Consider the following 16,953-nt stretch of genomic DNA (forward strand, 5'->3'; position numbering starts at 1 on the left):
GCCGGGTTCGTCGGCGCTTCCCGCCGGCCGCAGGTCGTGGCCGACCAGCCCCTGCACGGGCCGGAGTGACGAAGCTGAGGCGGACATGCGACTTCCGGACGGGCTACCCGCGGACATCGATCTGACCAGGCCCAGCGCCGCCCGGGTCTACGACTACTTCCTCGGCGGCGCGCACAACTTCGAGATCGACCGGCAACTCGCCGAGCAGATCGCCGGGATGACACCGAACCTGGCCGAGACGATGCGGGCCGGCCGGGCGTTCCTGCGCCGGGGCGTACGGATGCTTGTCGGCGAGGGCATCGACCAGTTCCTCGACATCGGTTCGGGCATCCCCACCGTCGGCAACGTGCACGAGGTCGCCCAGGCGCTGAACCCGACCGCCCGGATCTGCTACGTCGACATCGACCCGGTGGCGGTGGCGCACAGTCGGTCCATCCTGGCCGGCAACGAGTACACCGGAGTGATCCACGCCGACCTGCGGGAGCCGGAGCGGATCCTGACCGAGGCCGAGAAGCTCGGCGTGATCGACCTGAGCCGCCCCGTCGCCGTACTGCTGGCCGGGGTGGTGCACTTCATCCCGGACTCCGACCGTCCACAGGAGATCCTGGCGACGCTGCGTGCCGCCACGGTCCCCGGCAGCTACCTGCTGCTGTCGCACTCCACCCACGAGGACCAGCCCAGGGAGATGCTCGACGCGCAGCGGCTCTCCGCCCGGACGTCGACCGAGATCACGCTCCGCTCCCGGGCCGAGATCACCGCCTTCTTCGGCGACTTCACCATCGTCGAACCGGGCGTGGTGCACATGCCGCTGTGGCGACCCGACGAACCGACCGATCCGGGGGAGCATCCGGAGCGGCTCGGCGCGTTCGGCGGCGTGGGCCGGCACGACAACGGCGTGGGTTAGTGGTGTCCGCCCCCGTCGCCGCCCCGGGATACGACGCCGCCGGTGCGCGGCTGTACGCGCAACGCTGGGCGCGGGAGGCGGCCCGGTGCGGCTTCGTCGCGCGGAGTGCCCCGGAGAACGAGGGGCTGCTGCTGGCGCAGAGCGTACGACTCGCCGAGGCGGTACTCGCCGAACCGTTCAGCACCCAGCCGGGGTACGACGTCGGCCAGGCCCTGGTCGACGCCCACCTCATCGAGCCCGGCGTGCTGGACTGGTCGGTACGCGCCCTCGGCGAGCAGTTCCGGGCCGTCGTGCTGCCCGGCCTGCCCGAGGCGACGGTGGCGCCCCGGGTCGCCGCCCTCCAGGGTGCCCTGTCGGCGGGGTTCGCCGCCGCGCTGCGCCGACGGACCCTTGGTGAGCAGCAGCGGATCGCCCAGGCCGTGCTGGAGGCCCGGGACAGGACCGGGCAGGCGCTGCGGGACAGCGAGGCGCGGTTCCGGGCGGTTTTCGTCGACGCCGCGATCGGGATCGGCATCGCCGACCTCGACGGGCAGATCATCGACGTCAACCGGGCCTTCGCCGAACTGCTCGGCTATTCCGTGGCCGAGTTGCGTGAGATCAACGTGGCCGCGCTCTTCCACCCCGAGGACGCGGCCGGGATGTGGGAGCTGTACCAGGAACTGATCGAGGGCAAGCAGGACGCGGTACGGATCGAGAAGCGCTACTACCGCAAGGACGGCAGCTCGGTCTGGACCGATCTCGCGGTCTCGCTGATCCGGCACGACGACGGGCGGCCCCGGTTCACAGTGGCGATGGTGCAGGACATCACCGAACGGCACCAGCTCCAGCAGCGGCTGCGCTACCAGGCGTCGCACGACCCGCTGACCGGGCTGCCGAACCGTACCCTCTTCTTCGAGCGGCTCGGCAAGGTCTTCGCCGCCGGCGGGCCGGACGACCGGGTCGGGATCTGCTTCCTCGACCTCGACGGCTTCAAGGCGATCAACGACAGCCTCGGGCACGACCTCGGGGACAACCTGCTGGTCACCGTCGCCCGGCGGCTCGCCGACTGCGTCGCCGATCAGGGGCACCTGGTCGCCCGGATGGGTGGCGACGAGTTCGTGATCCTGATCGACCACAACGCCGGCTGCCGGGCGGTCAAGGCGGTGGCCGACCTCGCGCTGGCGGCGGTCGCCGAGCCGGTCCAGCTCGGCGAGCACCGGCTGTCGGTGTCGGCAAGCATCGGCGTGGTCTCCGGTCCGCTCGCCACCACATCGGTCGCCGAGCTGATGAAGGCGGCGGACGTCACCCTCTACTGGGCCAAGGCCGAGGGCCGGAACCGGTGGGTGAGCTACGACCCGGCGCGGCGGGCCCGGGAGCAGACCCGGTCGGCCCTGATCGCCGGCATGTCGGCGGGGCTTGCCCGGGGCGAGTTCACCGTCGACTACCAGCCGATCGTGACCCTGGCCGACGAGACGATCTGCGCGGTGGAGGCGCTGATCAGGTGGCGGCATCCGGAGCTGGGGCTGCTCGGCCCGGACGAGTTCATCGGCCTGGCCGAGGAGAGCGGACTGATCGTCGAACTCGGTCGCTGGGTGCTGACCCAGGCCTGCGAGGCGGCCAGCCGGTGGCACCGCGAGTTCACCGACGCCCGGCTGGTGGTGAGCGTGAACCTGGCCGCCCGGCAGGCCCGTGACCCGGAGATCGTCGGCACGGTCTCGGAGGTGCTGCGCCAGACGGGACTCCCGGCCGAGCTGCTGCAACTCGAACTGACCGAGAGTGCGGTGATGGCCACCGCGGGCGAGCCGCTGCCCGCACTGCGCCGGCTGGCCGCCCTCGGGGTACGGCTGGCGATCGACGACTTCGGCACCGGCTACTCCAACCTGGCGTACCTGCGCCGGCTGCCGATCCACAACCTGAAGCTCGCCGGCCCGTTCGTCGAGGGGATCCGGTCCAGCGACCGGCAGGGCCTGGTGGACGGGCGGATAGTCGACGCGCTGGTGCGGCTGGCGCACGCCCTCGGGTTGACCGTCACCGCCGAGGCGGTGGAGACGCTCGGCCAGGCGGACCAGCTCCGGGCGCTGGGCTGCGACGCCGCCCAGGGCCGCTACTTCGCCGCGCCGGCCCCGGAGGACGAGATCACCGCGCGGTTGACCGCCCGTGCCGCCCGGCGCCGGGAGGACGCGGTCTGACCCCGAAGATGCCGACCGACGCCGCAGGTGATGCCGTCGGGCGTCCGCAGGGTACCGTCGGGCATCCGCAGGGTACCGGCCGGTGTCCGGGGTACCGGCCGTTGTCCGGGGTGGCGGATGCGGTGTGGATTGGACCGGTAGGGCACCCTGGGAGGCGTGGACATGACCGACACCGAGTCAGTGGTGACCCTCCTGTGTGGCGTGACGATCCTGATCGGCGTCTGCGGGGTGATCGTGCCGATCATCCCCGGGCTGATCCTGTGCTGGCTGGGCGTGGCGGTCTGGTCGTTCTTCGGCGACGGCGAGGGGTTCGGCCGCTGGGTGGTGCTCGGCCTCGCCACCGTGATCGCCGTACTCGGCACCGCGGTCAAGTACCTCTGGCCGGGGCGGAACCTCAAGCGCAGCGGGGTGCCGACGATGTCGCTGCTGGCCGGTGGCGTACTCGGGCTGGTCGGGTTCTTCGTGGTGCCGGTGGTCGGGCTGGTGCTCGGCTTCGTACTCGGGCTCTGGCTCGCCGAACTGGCCCGGCTCGGGGACGCGAAGCAGGCGTGGCCGTCCACCCGGCACGCGCTCTCGGCGGTCGGGCTCGCCCTGCTGGTCGAGTTGGCGGCGGCGCTCGGCATCACCGGCGTCTGGCTGGTCGGCCTCGTCCTCACCTGAGCGTGCCGCGCTTCGCGCGCACCTGAGCGTGGCGGCCTCGTGCTCAGCGCAGCATGGCGGGACAGGGCGGGGTAGTTCCGGCCGGTCGGCCGGAGGGTGTGGTGCGGCGGCGCGGGGCGGGCGCTGGCACGACCTGCGTCGTACCCGATGAGAGAGGTGACCGCGCCCCGCGCCGCCGCGGGAGGCCGGGTTGTCCGAGAACCCGGCGTCGGGCCCCGGGCGGGGCCCCCTCGGGTCCGGCGGTTGCCGGACCGGCGCGCCGAGATCGCGCGCGATGCCGTCCGGTCAGGCCAGGGACCCGGTACGCCGACGACGGCGGCGTGCGGTGTGCTGCTCCTGAGTCACGCCTTAGATCATGCGGTCGAAAGGCCAGGTGGGCAACGCAATTACCGGCCTCCGGAGCCGACGGCGGGACGGATCCGAGCGGCTCAGGGCACGGCGATCTCCAGCTCGGGGACGTGCTCGGTGCCGGCGTCCAGCACGGCTCGGGTGAGCCCCGGCGGCAGTCCGGCCCGGGCCGCCAGCCGGTCGACGGTGACCTGCTGCCCGGCGAGGAGTTCGACGGCCTTGCCGAGCAGTGACGGCTGCTCGCGGGGGCCGAGGTCGCCCGGCTCCGGAAAGCCCCACTGGGCGAGCAGCGCCATTCCGCGCCGGTAGGTGTGCTCCCGGTAGATGCCGAGGTCGTGGCCCCGGTAGACCAGCGCCTTCAGGCTGATCCCCCAGCGGCGCTTCAGCTCGTGCAGCCGGTCGAAGTCGAGCCGGGGCGGTAGTTCGGAGCGCAGTACGCTGCTCGGGGCCAGGAACTCCGAGGCGAAGGCGGTCGCCTGGCGTTCCAGGAGTTGGCTGCCCGGCTCGGCGTCGTGGTGCATCAGCAGGTGCCCCAGCTCGTGTGCGGCATCCATCCGGGACCGGGCGTGGTCGTCCTTCTCCGGGTTGAGGAACACGAACGGGCGCTGGCCGTACCAGTGCGAGAAGGCGTCGACCCGTTCGGAGACGTCCGGCAGGGCAAGCACGATCACCCCGGCCGACTCCAGCAGCCGGACCATGTGCGGCAGCGGGGCGGCCCCGAGACCGAACGCCTCCCGGGCGGTCACGGCGGCGGCGCGTACGTCGTCCGGGCCGGTCGGCTCGGCCAGCTCCAGGTGCGGCAACCGGAGCCGGGGCAGCCGGAGCTGTTGCTCGACCGCCTCCACCACCCGCCAGGCGAGTTCGCCGAACGCCTCCGCCTGGTCGCGTTCGGCCTGGCTGGTGATGCGCAGGCTGCGGAAGTGCGCCTGTCCGGAGGTGACCGGCACGCCGAAGCCGGCGGCGAAGAACTCGACGGGCATGGAGAGTGCCAGGGCCAGCCGGGCCAGGGTCGCCGCCGACGGGCGGGCCTGGCCCAGCTCGTACTGGCTGACCGCCGCCGCGGTGACTCCGACCTGCCGGGCCAGCTCGTTCTTGCGCATCCGTCGCCACCGGCGGGCCAGGGCGAGGGCGTGTGGTGCGAACGCGGCGGCGGCTGCGGCGGCGGGTACCGGCGGTCGGGGCCGGCCCGTCACGCGGACCGCTCGGCCGGACGGCCGAACAACCGGGCGGCAGAGGACCGGGACTCGGCGGCGGTGCCGGACGACCGGGACCCGGCGGCGCCGAAGCCGCTGCCCGGGTCGGCGGGCTGGAGGGCGAGCAGGTCCAGTTCGGGGATCGGCAGCTCGTCGGTGCGGGGCTGCGGCACCGCCCCGGCCACCACCGGCAGCGGCGCCCCGGTGATGGCCGGCTCACCGAACCAGAGGCGTACCTCGAACCAGGGAGATCCGCTGTCCCGGTTGTCCCGGGGCAGCCCGATGTAGGCGACCGCCTCGCCGGTGACGATGTCCCCGGTGTGCGCGATCCGGATGTGCCGTTTCGGCGGCACCACCCCGGCGAAGACCTCGGGGAACTGCCCCTCGTCGTCGAAGGCGAGCTGCCCGTCGCGGCTGTTCTCCACGGCACCGCCGAGCCGGGCCTCGCTGCCCTCCCAGCGGATCGACTCGATCCCGCCCTGCAACGAGTAGAGCCGGACGACGTAGCCGGCGCAGATGACCTCCAGCGAGTTGTCCTCCAGCCGGACCCGGATGCCGTCCAGCCCCTCGAACTCGGCCTTGCCGAGGTTCGTCAGGTTGCGCCAGACGGTGGTGCCGAAGCTCATCGCGTCGTCGCCGAGTTCCGGCTCGTGCCGGTCGGCGGCGCGCCGGTAGACCTGCTGGATCAGTCGACCCAGCCGGTCCAGCACGCCCCGCTCGTCCAGCACCGCCACCGCGTCACCCAGCAAGCTCATGCGGGAAAACCTAGCCGAAACCCCGGATGATATTGCCGAAATCAAGTGCCGACACGCCACGGCGGCGCCGGACCGACCGATCGCCAAGCCGTGCCGGCGAGGCCGGGTCGTGTCCGGCGGTGCCGGCTCGTGTCGGCGGTGCCGGGGATCGTGTCGGCGGTGGCGGCTCGTGTCCGGCGGTGGCGGGTCAGCCGGACTTGACGGCGGCGATCGCGGTCGGGGCGTCGGCGTGCACCCGTTCCCGCAGCAGGGCCAGTACACCCAGCGCGGCCAGCGCCCGCCGATGCTCGGGCCGGATTCCGGAGAGGTGCACCGTGATGTTCCGGTCGTGCAGGTCCTCGACCGCCTCGCGCAGCGCCAGCGCGCCGGAGGCGTCGATGGCGGTGACCCGGGAGAGGCGCAACAGCACCACGTCGACCCCGTCGATCCGGGCGAGCGCCTGACGCAGGTGGTGCGCGGCGGCAAAGAAGAGCGGTCCGCTCGGCCGGTACACGGCGAAGTGCGGCAGGTGCTCGTCGTGCGGTACCCGGTCGACCCGCATCGAGCCGGCGACCTTGCGCAGGGCCAGTCCTCCGGCGACGATCAGGCCGAGGAGTACTGCGGCCACCAGGTCCAGCAGCACCGTGGCACCGGCGGTGAGCGCCAGGACGAGCGCGTCGGAGCGGCCGGCTCGGGCCAGCGACCGCAACGTACCCAGGTGCACCATCCGGACGGCGGTCGCCAGCAGTACCCCGGCGAGCGCCGCGATCGGGATGCCGGCGACCAGCGGGGCGGCCGCGAGCATGATCACCGCGAGTACGAGCGCGTGTGACAGCGCGGCGAGCCGGGACACCGCTCCGGCCCGTACGTTGACGGCGGTGCGGGCGATCGCCGCGGTGGCCGGTACCCCGCCGAAGAGCGGCGTGACGATGTTGGCGATGCCCTGCCCGAAGAGTTCCCGGTCGGGGTGGTGCCGCTCGCCGCGGCGCATCCCGTCGGCGACGGTGGCGGAGAGCAGCGATTCCAGGGCGGCCAGCGCCGCGACGGCGACCGCCGAGGTGAGCAGCGCGCCGATGGCGTCGAGCCGGAGGAATGCCAGCGACGGCTGGGGCAGTGTCGCCGGCAGCGCGCCGATCCGCGCGACGTCGACGTCCCACACCCGGGCGCAGACGGTTGCCGCCCCGACCGCGAGCAGGGCGGCCGGCACCTGGGGTCGCCACCTCAGCACGAGCAGGACCAGGGCCGCGACGCCGGCCGAGAAGTACACCGACGGCCAGTGCGGCTGCGCGGCGAACGCCGCCACCGCGCGCACCGCGACGGTCAGGACCTGTTCGCCGTGTGCCGGCACGCCGAGTGCGGACGGAACCTGCTGGAGAAAGATGATCACCGCGATGCCGGCGGTGAAGCCCTCCACCACCGGGGCGGGCACGAACCGCGCGTAGCGCCCGGCCCGGGCGACGGCGAGGCTGACCAGGATCAGGCCGGCGAGCAGCCCGACGGTGAGTACCCCGCCGGGCCCGTACTGCGCGACGATCGGCACGAGTACGACAGTCATCGCCCCGGTCGGCCCGGAGACCTGGAGGTTGGAGCCGCCGAAGACGGCGGCGAGCGAGCCGGCCACGATCGCGGTCGCCAGTCCGGCCGCGGCGCCGAGTCCGGAGGCGACACCGAAACCGAGCGCCAGGGGGAGCGCGACCACCGCGACGGTGAGTCCGGCCAGCAGGTCGGCGCGGGGATTCCGGCGTACGGCGGCCAGGTCGGCCCGGCCGGGCAGCAGGCCGAGGAGAATCCTCCGGCCCGCGCCGTCACCGCTCGACCGGTTTTCACCGTCGGTGGCGCTCACTCGGGTTCCACCGTCAGGGACGCCAGCAGTTCGGCCTGGCCCTGCAACATCTCGGTGAGGATGCGCCGGGCGGCTCGCATCAGGTCCGCCACGTCCGGGCCGGCTAGGGCGTAGACGACCGTGGCGCCCTCCCGGGTGGAGACCACGATCCCGGCCCGGCGCAGCACCGCGAGCTGCTGGGAGAGGTTGGAGGCCTCGACCTGGGTCTCGGCGAGCAGTTCGCGTACCGGCCGGGGGCCGTCGCCGAGGAGTTCGAGTACCCGGATCCGGATCGGGTGCCCGAGCATCCGGAAGAACTCTGCCTTTGCCTGGTACAGCGGAACCTGCATATGAGCAATTGAAGACTTCTTCAAATCGCCTAGTCGACGCCCCCGGTGAGATCGTGATCCGGGTCACTCGGCCGGCATCGGTTGACGTGGATCTTCGGTAGGCGGACGATCTCGGACAGAGGCGTGATGCCGGTCACACTCTGCGTCCCATCCCCGGAGCCGGACCAAGGAGACGCCGATGAGCACAGCTGTCCCGCCGCCGCGTACGCCGGTGGACCCCGGGGTCGACCTCGACGAGCAGCGCCTCGCCGAACTCGGGTACCAGCAGGAACTGCGCCGGAAGCTCTCCGGCTTCTCCAACTTCGCCGTCTCGTTCTCGATCATCTCGATCCTGGCCGGCGCGATCACCTCGTACGGCATCGCGATGAACTCCGGCGGTCCGCTCGCGATCACCCTCGGCTGGCTCTTCGTCGGCGGCATGGTGACCCTTGTCGCGCTCGCGATGGCGGAGATCTGCTCGGTCTACCCGACGGCCGGGGCGCTCTACTGGTGGGCGGCGGCGCTGGCCAAACGGAACAAGGCGGCCTGGGCCTGGTTCATCGGCTGGTTCAACTTCCTAGGCGAGGTGGCGGTCACCGCCGCCATCGACTTCGGGGCGGCGATCACCACCTCGGCGTTCCTCAGCCTCACCTTCGACGTCGAGGTCACCCCGGAACGCACCTTCGTGGTCTTCCTGGTGATCATCATCGCGCACGGCCTGCTGAACACCTTCGGGGTCAACCTGGTCCGGCTGCTCTCCGACGTGAGCGCCTGGTGGCACCTGGTCGGGGTGGCGGTGATCGTCGGGGTACTCGCGGTCGTGCCCGACCAGCACAAGCCGATCTCCGAGGTCTTCTTCGAGGTACGCAACGCCACCGGCTTCGACTTCTCCGGCGCGGCCGTCTACGCCGTACTGATCGGGCTGCTGATGGCGCAGTACACGTACACCGGGTACGACGCAAGCGCGCACGTGGCCGAGGAGACCCACGACGCGGCCCGGGCGGCTCCCCGGGGCATCGTGATGTCGGTGGTCGTCTCGGTGGTCGCCGGTTTCTTCCTGCTGGTCGCGATCACCTGGTCGATCCGGGACTACGACGCCCAGCGGCAGACCGAACTCGGGCTTCCGCCGGCCCAGATCTTCATCGACGCCACCGGCCACACCACAGGCACCTTCCTGCTCTTCATCTGCGTGGTGGCGCAGTTCTTCTGCGGGATGGCCTCGGTCACCGCCAACTCCCGGATGGCGTACGCGTTCAGCCGGGACGGCGCGCTGCCCGGCTCGGCGATCTGGCGCCGGGTCAACCCGCGCACCGGCACCCCGACCAACTCGATCTGGCTCTGCGTCGCCTGCTCGACCCTGCTGGTACTGCCGTCGCTGTGGAACACCACCGCCTACCTGGCGGCCACCTCGATCGCGGTGATCGGCCTCTACATCGCCTACGTCGGGCCGGTCTTCCTGCGCCGCCGCAGCCCGGACTTCCGCCCCGGCCCGTGGCACCTCGGCCGGTGGAGCCCGCTGGTCGGCTGGCTGGCGATCGGCTGGGTCGCGGTGATCTGCGTACTCTTCGTGCTCCCGACCACCGCGCCGATCACCGCGACGACCTTCAACTACACGATCGTGGCGGTCGCGGTGGTGCTCGGCGCGGCCGGGCTCTGGTGGCTGCTCGGCGCCCGGCACTGGTTCACCGGCCCCCGGCAGAACCTGGTGCCGACCGTCGCCCAACCCGACCCGGACGTCCCCGACCCGGTACCGGACGCCCCGGCCCCCGGCACACCCGCTCCGGACCGGGCGGTCGCGGCGGACGGGGACGGCGCATGAGGGCCCGGGTTCCGTCGCTGAGCCTGGAGGCGCTCCGGGTGGCTGTCGACAGTGGAGACATCGACACCGTGGTCCTCGCCCTGGTCGACATGCAGGGGCGGCTTCAAGGGAAGCGGTTCCACGCGCCGTACTTCCTCGCCGAGGTGCTTCGGCACGGCAGCGAGGGCTGCGACTACCTGCTCGCGGTGGACGTGGAGATGAACACCGTCGACGGGTACGAGATGTCGAGCTGGGATCGCGGCTACGGCGACATCGCGATGGTCCCCGATCTGAGTACCCTGCACCGGGTTCCCTGGCAGCCCGGCAGCGCGATGCTGCTGGCCGACCTGCGTTGGCCGGACGGCCGGGGGGAGGTGGCCGCCTCGCCCCGGCAGATCCTGCGCCGCCAGCTCGACCGGCTCGCCGCGCACGGGCTGACCGCGTACGCCGGGACCGAGCTGGAGTTCGTGCTCTACCGCGACTCCTACGAGGACGCCTGGCGCCGGGGCTACCGAGAGCTGACCCCGGCGAACCTCTACAACGTGGACTACTCGCTGCTCGGCACCGCCCGGGTCGAACCGCTGCTGCGGCGGATCCGCACCGAGATGGCCGGCGCCGGGCTGACCCCGGAGAGCGCCAAGGGCGAGTGCAACCTCGGCCAGCACGAGATCGCCTTCCGGTACGCCGATGCGTTGACCTGCGCCGACAACCACGTCGTCTACAAGAACGGGGCGAAGGAGATCGCCGCCCAGGAGGGCATGTCGATCACCTTCATGGCCAAGCCGAACGAGCGGGAGGGCAACTCCTGCCACATCCACTTCTCGCTGCGCGGTGTCGACGGGCGGTCGGCGATGCTCGGCGACGGCCCGGCCCGGCTGTCACCGATCGGCACCCGGGTACTGGCCGGGCTGCTGGCGACGATTCCGGACCTCAGCCTGCTGATGGCGCCGAACGTGAACTCGTACAAGCGCTACCAGCCCGGCTCGTTCGCCCCGACCGCACTGCGCTGGGGTACCGACAACCGCACCTGCGCGCTTCGACTGGTCGGGCACGGCCAGGGGATGCGGGTGGAGAACCGGCTGCCCGGGGCGGACGTCAACCCGTACCTGGCGATCGCGGCACTGGTGGCCGGTGCGGTACACGGGATCGAGGCGGAGCTGGAGCTGGAGCCCGAGTTCGCCGGCAACGCGTACGCCGACGAGTCCGCGCCCCGGGTGCCGCGTACCCTGCGGGACGCCCTCGACCGCTGGACGGCCTCGCCGCTGGCCACCGAGGCGTTCGGGGCCGAGGTGGTGGCGCACTACGCCAACCAGGCGCGGGTGGAGCTGGCCGCCTTCGACGCGGCGGTGACCGACTGGGAGTTGCGACGTGGCTTCGAACGACTCTGACCGCACCGGTGCCGCCGCCGGGGACTCCGACGTCACCGAGGTGGTCAACCCGGCGACCGGGCTGGTGGTGGCCACGGTACCGCGGACGAGCGCGGCCGGGACGGCGGCGGCGATCGACCGCGCGGCCAGGGCGTTCGATTCGTGGCGGCAGGTGTCACCGGGAGACCGGGCCCGGCTGCTGCGCCGGTTCGCCACGGTCGTCGACGCACACGTCGAGGAACTGGCCGAACTGGAGGTGCGCAACGCGGGGCACACCATCGGCAACGCCCGCTGGGAGGCCGGCAACGTCCGGGACGTGCTCGACTACTACGCCGGGGCGCCGGAGCGGCTGACCGGGGCGCAGATCCCGGTACCGGGCGGGCTGGACGTCACCTTCCACGAGCCGCTCGGCGTGGTCGGGGTGATCGTGCCGTGGAACTTCCCGATGCCGATCGCCGCCTGGGGGTTCGCCCCGGCACTCGCCGCCGGCAACACGGTGCTGCTCAAGCCGGCCGAGCTGACCCCGCTCACCGCGCTCCGCCTCGGCGAACTGGCGCTCGACGCCGGGCTGCCACCGGACGTGCTCACCGTGCTGCCGGGCCGGGGGAGCGTGGTGGGCGAGGCGTTCGTGACGCATCCGGCGGTTCGCAAGATCTGCTTCACCGGCTCGACCGAGGTGGGTACCCGGATCATGGCCGGCTGTGCGGCCCAGGTGAAGCGGCTGACCCTGGAACTCGGCGGCAAGAGCGCCAACCTGGTCTTCGCCGACGCGGACCTGGCGCGGGCGGCGGCCACCGCGCCCTACGCGGTTTTCGACAACGCCGGCCAGGACTGCTGCGCGCGGTCCCGGATCCTGGTGCAGAGTTCGGTGTACGACCGCTTCCTGGAGCTGTTGGAGCCGGCGGTCAAGGCGTTCCGGGTCGAGGATCCGGCGCTGGAGACGGCGGAGATGGGCCCGCTCATCTCGGCCGGGCAACGGCGATCCGTCTCGTCCATTGTCGACGGTGCCGAGGTCGCCTTCACCGGCGGCTGCCCCGAGGGCCCCGGCTTCTGGTACGCCCCGACAGTCCTGCTGGCCCGCTCGCCGGCCGAGCGGCACTGGCGGGAGGAGATCTTCGGGCCGGTCGTCTCGGTGCTGCCCTTCGACGACGAGGCCGAGGCGGTGGCGCTGGCCAACGACACCGAGTACGGCCTCTCCGGCTCGATCTGGACCCGGGACCTGGGCCGGGCGATCCGGGTGGCCCGGGGCGTCGAGTCCGGCAACCTCAGCGTCAACTCACACTCGTCGGTGCGCTACTGGACGCCCTTCGGCGGGATGAAGCGCTCCGGCCTGGGCCGGGAGCTGGGCCCGGACGCCCCGCACGCGTTCACCGACGTCAAGAACGTCTTCCTCGCCACCGAGGAATAGGCGCGGCCGGCCTTCCGCACCGGTGATCGGCGAAAGGGGCAACGGTCGGAGCTGGCCCGCGGCCAGGATCCGGCCACAACTGGGCATAACCTCGTGGTCATGGAGACGACGCGGACGCGGGAGAAGGCGATTCGGATCAGGGGCGCCAGGACCAACAACCTCCGGGGCATCGACATCGACATCCCCAGGAACGCCTTGACCGTCGTCGTCGGGCTCTCCGGATCGGGAAAGTCGTCACTGGTGTTCGACACCATCGCCGCCGAGGCGGGATTCCAGTGGAACGAGACGTACCCGCCGTTCGTGCGCAACCGGCTACCGCGCTACTCCCGCCCCGAGGTCGACTCCATCCACGGACTGTCCCCGGTCGTCGTCATCGATCAGCGCCGGCTCGGCGGGAACGCCCGATCCACCGTGGGTACCAGCACCGACACCTGGACCTACCTGCGGTTGCTGTTCTCCCGCGTCGGCCAGCCACAGATCGGCGAGTCGAACCGGTTCTCGTTCAACGATCCGAAGGGCATGTGCCCGGGCTGCGACGGCATCGGGGAGGTCGTCGTCAGCGACGTCGACCGGATGCTCGACCTCGACCGGTCGCTCCAGGACGGGGCGATCCTGCTGCCCGGGTACGGGGAGGGGCAGTACTGGTACCGGCAGTACGCCGACCTCGGCCTGCCCGACCCGGACGCCCCGTTGAAGGCGTGGACGGCGGAGCAGCGTCAGGCACTGCTCTACGGCGGTACGGTCGCGGCGCGGCTCGGTGGCGCGCCGGCGAAGGCGTACGAGGGTGTGGTGGAGCGCTTCGAGCGCATCTACCTGCACACCTCCGACGCCATCTCCGACCGCAAGCAGTCGATCATCGACCGGTTCACCCGTTCGGAGGTCTGCCCGAAATGCGCAGGGGAACGCCTCAACGAGCAGGCGAGGTCCGTCCGGGTCGCCGGGCACAGCATCGCCCAGCTCGGCCGGATGGAGATCCGTGACCTCGTCGCGTTCGTCGCCACCATCGACGACCCCCGGGTGCGCCCGGTGGTCGAAGGGATGCACGCCAGGCTCTCCGCGCTGGACGGGATCGGCCTCGGCTACCTGTCGCTCGACCGCCGGACCACGACCCTGTCCGGCGGGGAGTCACAGCGTCTCAAGACGGTCCGGCATCTCAACAGCAGCCTCACCGAAGTGCTCTACGTCTTCGACGAACCGACCGTGGGGCTCCACCCGCGAGACGTCCGCAACATGATCGCCCTGCTGCGGCAGCTTCGGGACAACGGCAACACGGTGCTCGTCGTCGAGCACGACCCCGACGTGATGCGCGAAGCGGACACCATCGTCGAGATCGGTCCCGAGACGGGCGACCGCGGCGGTGAACTCGTCTTCCAGGGCGGATTCGTCGGGCTCCTGTCCGCCGACACCCCCACCGGGCGAGCCCTCCGCACGGCTCCCACCAGCGGATCCCGTCGCAGGCCGGCGCGCGGCCACCTGCTGGTCTCCAACGCCGACCGGAACAACCTCCGGAACGTGACCGTCGGCATCCCGGTGGGGGTGCTCACCGCCGTCACCGGCGTCGCCGGCTCCGGCAAGTCGAGCCTCATGGCCGAGTTCACCGAGCGGTACTCGGCGACAAGCATCGACCAGCGACCGGTCTCCGCGACCGGCCGCTCCACTCTGATCACCTACAGCGGCATCGGACCGCGGCTGCGCGCCATCTACGCGCGCGCCAACGGAGTACCCGCCGCGCTGTTCAGCGCCAACTCCACGGGCGGGTGTCCGGAGTGCAAGGGTGCCGGCACGATCCGGACGGACCTGGCGTTCATGGACGACCAGACCGTCGTGTGCGAGACCTGTCAGGGGCGGCGGTACTCCGCGGAGGCGCTCGCGTACTCGGTACACGGGCTCACCATCGCGGACGCCGAGGATCTGACCGCCGCGGAAGCGGTCGGCATCTTCGACGACCCGCAGATTGCCGAGGCACTGGCCGGGATGATCGACGTCGGCCTGGGCTACCTGCGCCTCGGTCAGGCCCTGCCCACGCTCTCCGGCGGCGAGAACCAGAGACTCAAGATCGCCACCGAACTCCGTGGCGGGTCGAGGTCGAACCGCTACGTCCTCGACGAACCCACCACCGGTCTGCACCTGCGCGACGTGGACACCCTCGTCGACAACCTGCAACGCCTCGTCGACGCGGGCAACACCGTCATCGTTGTCGAACACAACCTCGATGTCATCTCCCGGGCCGACTGGATCATCGACATCGGCCCGGGGGCGGGACGTGACGGAGGACGACTCGTCTTCGAAGGAACGCCGGAGGCGATGATCGCCACCGGCTCGACCGAGACGGCGGAACACCTTCGCCGTCACCGCGGTGGCGTCCGTGACGCCGAGGCCCACCGCTCGGGTACGGCCCGGGGATAGCCGGCGCCAGGCCAGGGCGCCATCGCGTCCGGCGGCACTCGACCGTCGGTCGCCGCTTCCGCGAGGATGCCGGGGACGGATCGGTGACGGAAAGGGAACCGCGATGGTGAGAAGTGATCGACTGGCCGGGCGGGTGGCGGTGGTGACCGGTGCCGGCAGCGGGATCGGGCTGGCCACCGTGCGCCGGCTCACCGCCGAGGGCGCGTACGTGGTCTGCGTCGACATCGCGGCAGAGGCCGGACGGGCCGCCGCCGACGAGGTGGGCGGCGAGTTCGTGGCCTGCGACGTGGCCGACGAGGCACAGGTACGCGATCTCTTCGACCAGGTCGCGGCCCGGCACGGCCGGATCGACATCGCCTTCAACAACGCCGGCATCTCGCCACCGGACGACGACTCGATCCTGGAAACCGGCCTGGACGCCTGGGAGCGGGTGATCCGGGTCAACACCACGAGCGTCTACCTCTGCTGCAAGTACGTGCTGCCACACATGCTCCGCCAGGGCCGGGGCTCGATCGTCAACACCGCCTCCTTCGTCGCGCTGATGGGGGCGGCCACCTCGCAGATCGCCTACACCGCCAGCAAGGGCGGCGTGCTGGCGCTGACCCGGGAACTCGGCGTGCAGTTCGCCCGGCAGGGGATCCGGGTCAACGCGCTCTGCCCCGGGCCGATCGGCACCCCGCTGCTGCGGGAACTCTTCGCCAAGGACCCGGAGCGGGCCGCCCGGCGGCTGGTACACGTGCCGATGGGGCGGTTCGGCGAACCGGAGGAGATCGCCGCGGCGGTCGCCTTCCTGGCCAGCGACGACGCCTCGTTCATGACCGCCGCCCAGTTCGTCGTCGACGGGGGGATCACCGGTGCCTATGTGACCCCGCTGTGAGCGTCGGCCGCGCGGCGGCTGTCGTCCGGGTCACCGAAGCGTGAGCGCCCGAGGGCGGCGACGTTAGGGTGGAAGTCATGACCGTCCGTGCGCCGTTGACCCCCGGCACGCTCTCTCCGTGGCGCCAGGTGCCGTCCCACATCGTCCGCCCCGAGTACGTCGGCAAGAAGCGGCCGAAGGAGTGGCGCGGTTCACACGTGCAGTCCGCCGAGACGATCGAGAAGATGCGGGTCGCCGGCCGGCTCGCCGCCCAGGCCACCCAGCTCGCCGGCGAACACTGCAAGCCCGGCGTCACCACCGACGAGATCGACCGGGTGGTGCACGAGTTCCTGATCGACCACGGCGCCTATCCCTCCACCCTCGGCTACAAGGGCTTCCCCAAGTCGTGCTGCACCAGCCTCAACGAGGTGATCTGCCACGGCATCCCGGACTCCACGGTGCTGATGGACGGCGACATCATCAACGTCGACGTGACGGCGTACCTCGACGGGGTGCACGGGGACACCGACGCCACGTTCTGCGTCGGCGAGGTGGCCGAGCCGGTCCGGCTGCTGGTCGAGCGGACCCACGAGGCGATGATGCGGGGCATCCGGGCGGTCGCACCGGGCCGGCAGATCAACGTGATCGGCCGGGTGATCGAGTCGTACGCCAAGCGGTTCGGGTACGGGGTGGTCCGGGACTTCACCGGGCACGGCATCGCGGAGGCGTTCCACAGCGGGCTCTACGTGCCGCACTACGACAGCCCCCGGCCGACTGACGTGATGGAGCCGGGGATGACGTTCACGATCGAGCCGATGATCACCCTCGGCACCCACGAGTACGACGTGTGGGACGACGGCTGGACCGTGGTGACCAAGGACCGGCGCTGGACGGCGCAGTTCGAGCACACCATCGTGGTCACCGAGGACGGCCACGAGATCCTCACCCTGCCGTGACGGA

General features: G+C 71.7%; 13 protein-coding genes. 9 read left to right on the top strand and 4 right to left on the bottom strand.

All coding sequences use genetic code 11. The features are described 5' to 3' along the window. Positions 1–85 precede the first annotated feature (85 nt). The 3 genes from CLT71_RS31835 (at position 86) to CLT71_RS31845 (ending at position 3,732) form a co-directional block, all read left to right on the top strand. Entirely contained in the window at positions 86–904 is an 819-nt protein-coding gene (locus tag CLT71_RS31835) for an SAM-dependent methyltransferase (RefSeq protein WP_101370357.1), read from the top strand. A gap of 2 nt (positions 905–906) precedes the next feature. Then, the gene (locus CLT71_RS31840; RefSeq protein WP_101371962.1) at positions 907–3,072 is read left to right on the top strand and encodes a GGDEF domain-containing phosphodiesterase; all 2,166 of its coding nucleotides are present in this window, start codon (positions 907–909) and stop codon (positions 3,070–3,072) included. A gap of 156 nt (positions 3,073–3,228) precedes the next feature. After that, positions 3,229–3,732, top strand: a complete 504-nt coding sequence (locus tag CLT71_RS31845; protein ID WP_101370358.1) for a DUF456 domain-containing protein — start codon at positions 3,229–3,231, stop codon at positions 3,730–3,732. Positions 3,733–4,160: 428 nt separating this feature from the next. Here CLT71_RS31845 and CLT71_RS31850 read toward each other — a convergent pair whose 3' ends face one another. From CLT71_RS31850 to CLT71_RS31865, 4 genes are all read right to left on the bottom strand, one after another. Continuing rightward, a complete protein-coding gene (locus CLT71_RS31850) occupies positions 4,161–5,273 on the bottom strand; it encodes an XRE family transcriptional regulator (RefSeq protein ID WP_199187783.1) in 1,113 nt (370 codons plus the stop codon). Beyond that, a complete protein-coding gene (locus CLT71_RS31855) occupies positions 5,270–6,028 on the bottom strand; it encodes a hypothetical protein (protein ID WP_101370359.1) in 759 nt (252 codons plus the stop codon). The genes CLT71_RS31850 and CLT71_RS31855 overlap by 4 nt, the downstream gene beginning before the upstream one ends. A gap of 187 nt (positions 6,029–6,215) precedes the next feature. After that, the gene (locus CLT71_RS31860) at positions 6,216–7,850 is read right to left on the bottom strand and encodes a SulP family inorganic anion transporter (RefSeq protein WP_101370360.1); all 1,635 of its coding nucleotides are present in this window, start codon (positions 7,848–7,850) and stop codon (positions 6,216–6,218) included. After that, positions 7,847–8,179: a metalloregulator ArsR/SmtB family transcription factor gene (locus tag CLT71_RS31865; RefSeq protein ID WP_101370361.1), complete on the bottom strand. Its 333-nt coding sequence runs from the start codon at positions 8,177–8,179 to the stop codon at positions 7,847–7,849. Before CLT71_RS31865 ends, CLT71_RS31860 begins: the two co-directional genes overlap by 4 nt. Before the next feature lie 178 nt (positions 8,180–8,357). On the opposite strand from CLT71_RS31865, the gene CLT71_RS31870 reads away from it, so the two are divergent. The 6 genes from CLT71_RS31870 to map all read left to right on the top strand — a co-directional run bounded on the left by CLT71_RS31870 (position 8,358) and on the right by map (position 16,949). After that, on the top strand, positions 8,358–9,977 hold the full coding sequence (locus CLT71_RS31870) for an amino acid permease (RefSeq protein WP_101370362.1): 1,620 nt from the start codon (positions 8,358–8,360) through the stop codon (positions 9,975–9,977). Beyond that, entirely contained in the window at positions 9,974–11,344 is a 1,371-nt protein-coding gene (locus CLT71_RS31875) for a glutamine synthetase family protein (RefSeq protein ID WP_199187784.1), read from the top strand. Before CLT71_RS31870 ends, CLT71_RS31875 begins: the two co-directional genes overlap by 4 nt. Continuing rightward, positions 11,325–12,731: an aldehyde dehydrogenase family protein gene (locus tag CLT71_RS31880; RefSeq protein WP_486483566.1), complete on the top strand. Its 1,407-nt coding sequence runs from the start codon at positions 11,325–11,327 to the stop codon at positions 12,729–12,731. The genes CLT71_RS31875 and CLT71_RS31880 overlap by 20 nt, the downstream gene beginning before the upstream one ends. Positions 12,732–12,830: 99 nt before the next feature. Next, on the top strand, positions 12,831–15,137 hold the full coding sequence (locus CLT71_RS31885; RefSeq protein ID WP_101370363.1) for an excinuclease ABC subunit UvrA: 2,307 nt from the start codon (positions 12,831–12,833) through the stop codon (positions 15,135–15,137). A 103-nt stretch (positions 15,138–15,240) separates the two neighbouring features. Further along, entirely contained in the window at positions 15,241–16,014 is a 774-nt protein-coding gene (locus CLT71_RS31890) for a 3-oxoacyl-ACP reductase (protein WP_101370364.1), read from the top strand. 77 nt (positions 16,015–16,091) lie between these two features. Then, positions 16,092–16,949, top strand: a complete 858-nt coding sequence (gene map, locus CLT71_RS31895; RefSeq protein ID WP_101370365.1) for a type I methionyl aminopeptidase — start codon at positions 16,092–16,094, stop codon at positions 16,947–16,949. Positions 16,950–16,953 lie beyond the last annotated feature (4 nt).

The sequence above is a fragment of the Plantactinospora sp. CNZ320 genome (genome assembly GCF_002846275.1).

What these genes read in the sequence shown, in the direction of transcription:
- CLT71_RS31855 (WP_101370359.1), bottom strand. Translation starts at nt 6,028, where the DNA reads ATGAGCTTGCTGGGTGACGCGGTGGCGGTGCTGGACGAGCGGGGCGTG.
- CLT71_RS31870 (WP_101370362.1), top strand. Translation starts at nt 8,358, where the DNA reads ATGAGCACAGCTGTCCCGCCGCCGCGTACGCCGGTGGACCCCGGGGTC.
- map (WP_101370365.1), top strand. Translation starts at nt 16,092, where the DNA reads ATGACCGTCCGTGCGCCGTTGACCCCCGGCACGCTCTCTCCGTGGCGC.
- CLT71_RS31835 (WP_101370357.1), top strand. Translation starts at nt 86, where the DNA reads ATGCGACTTCCGGACGGGCTACCCGCGGACATCGATCTGACCAGGCCC.
- CLT71_RS31885 (WP_101370363.1), top strand. Translation starts at nt 12,831, where the DNA reads ATGGAGACGACGCGGACGCGGGAGAAGGCGATTCGGATCAGGGGCGCC.
- CLT71_RS31890 (WP_101370364.1), top strand. Translation starts at nt 15,241, where the DNA reads ATGGTGAGAAGTGATCGACTGGCCGGGCGGGTGGCGGTGGTGACCGGT.
- CLT71_RS31865 (WP_101370361.1), bottom strand. Translation starts at nt 8,179, where the DNA reads ATGCAGGTTCCGCTGTACCAGGCAAAGGCAGAGTTCTTCCGGATGCTC.
- CLT71_RS31875 (WP_199187784.1), top strand. Translation starts at nt 9,974, where the DNA reads ATGAGGGCCCGGGTTCCGTCGCTGAGCCTGGAGGCGCTCCGGGTGGCT.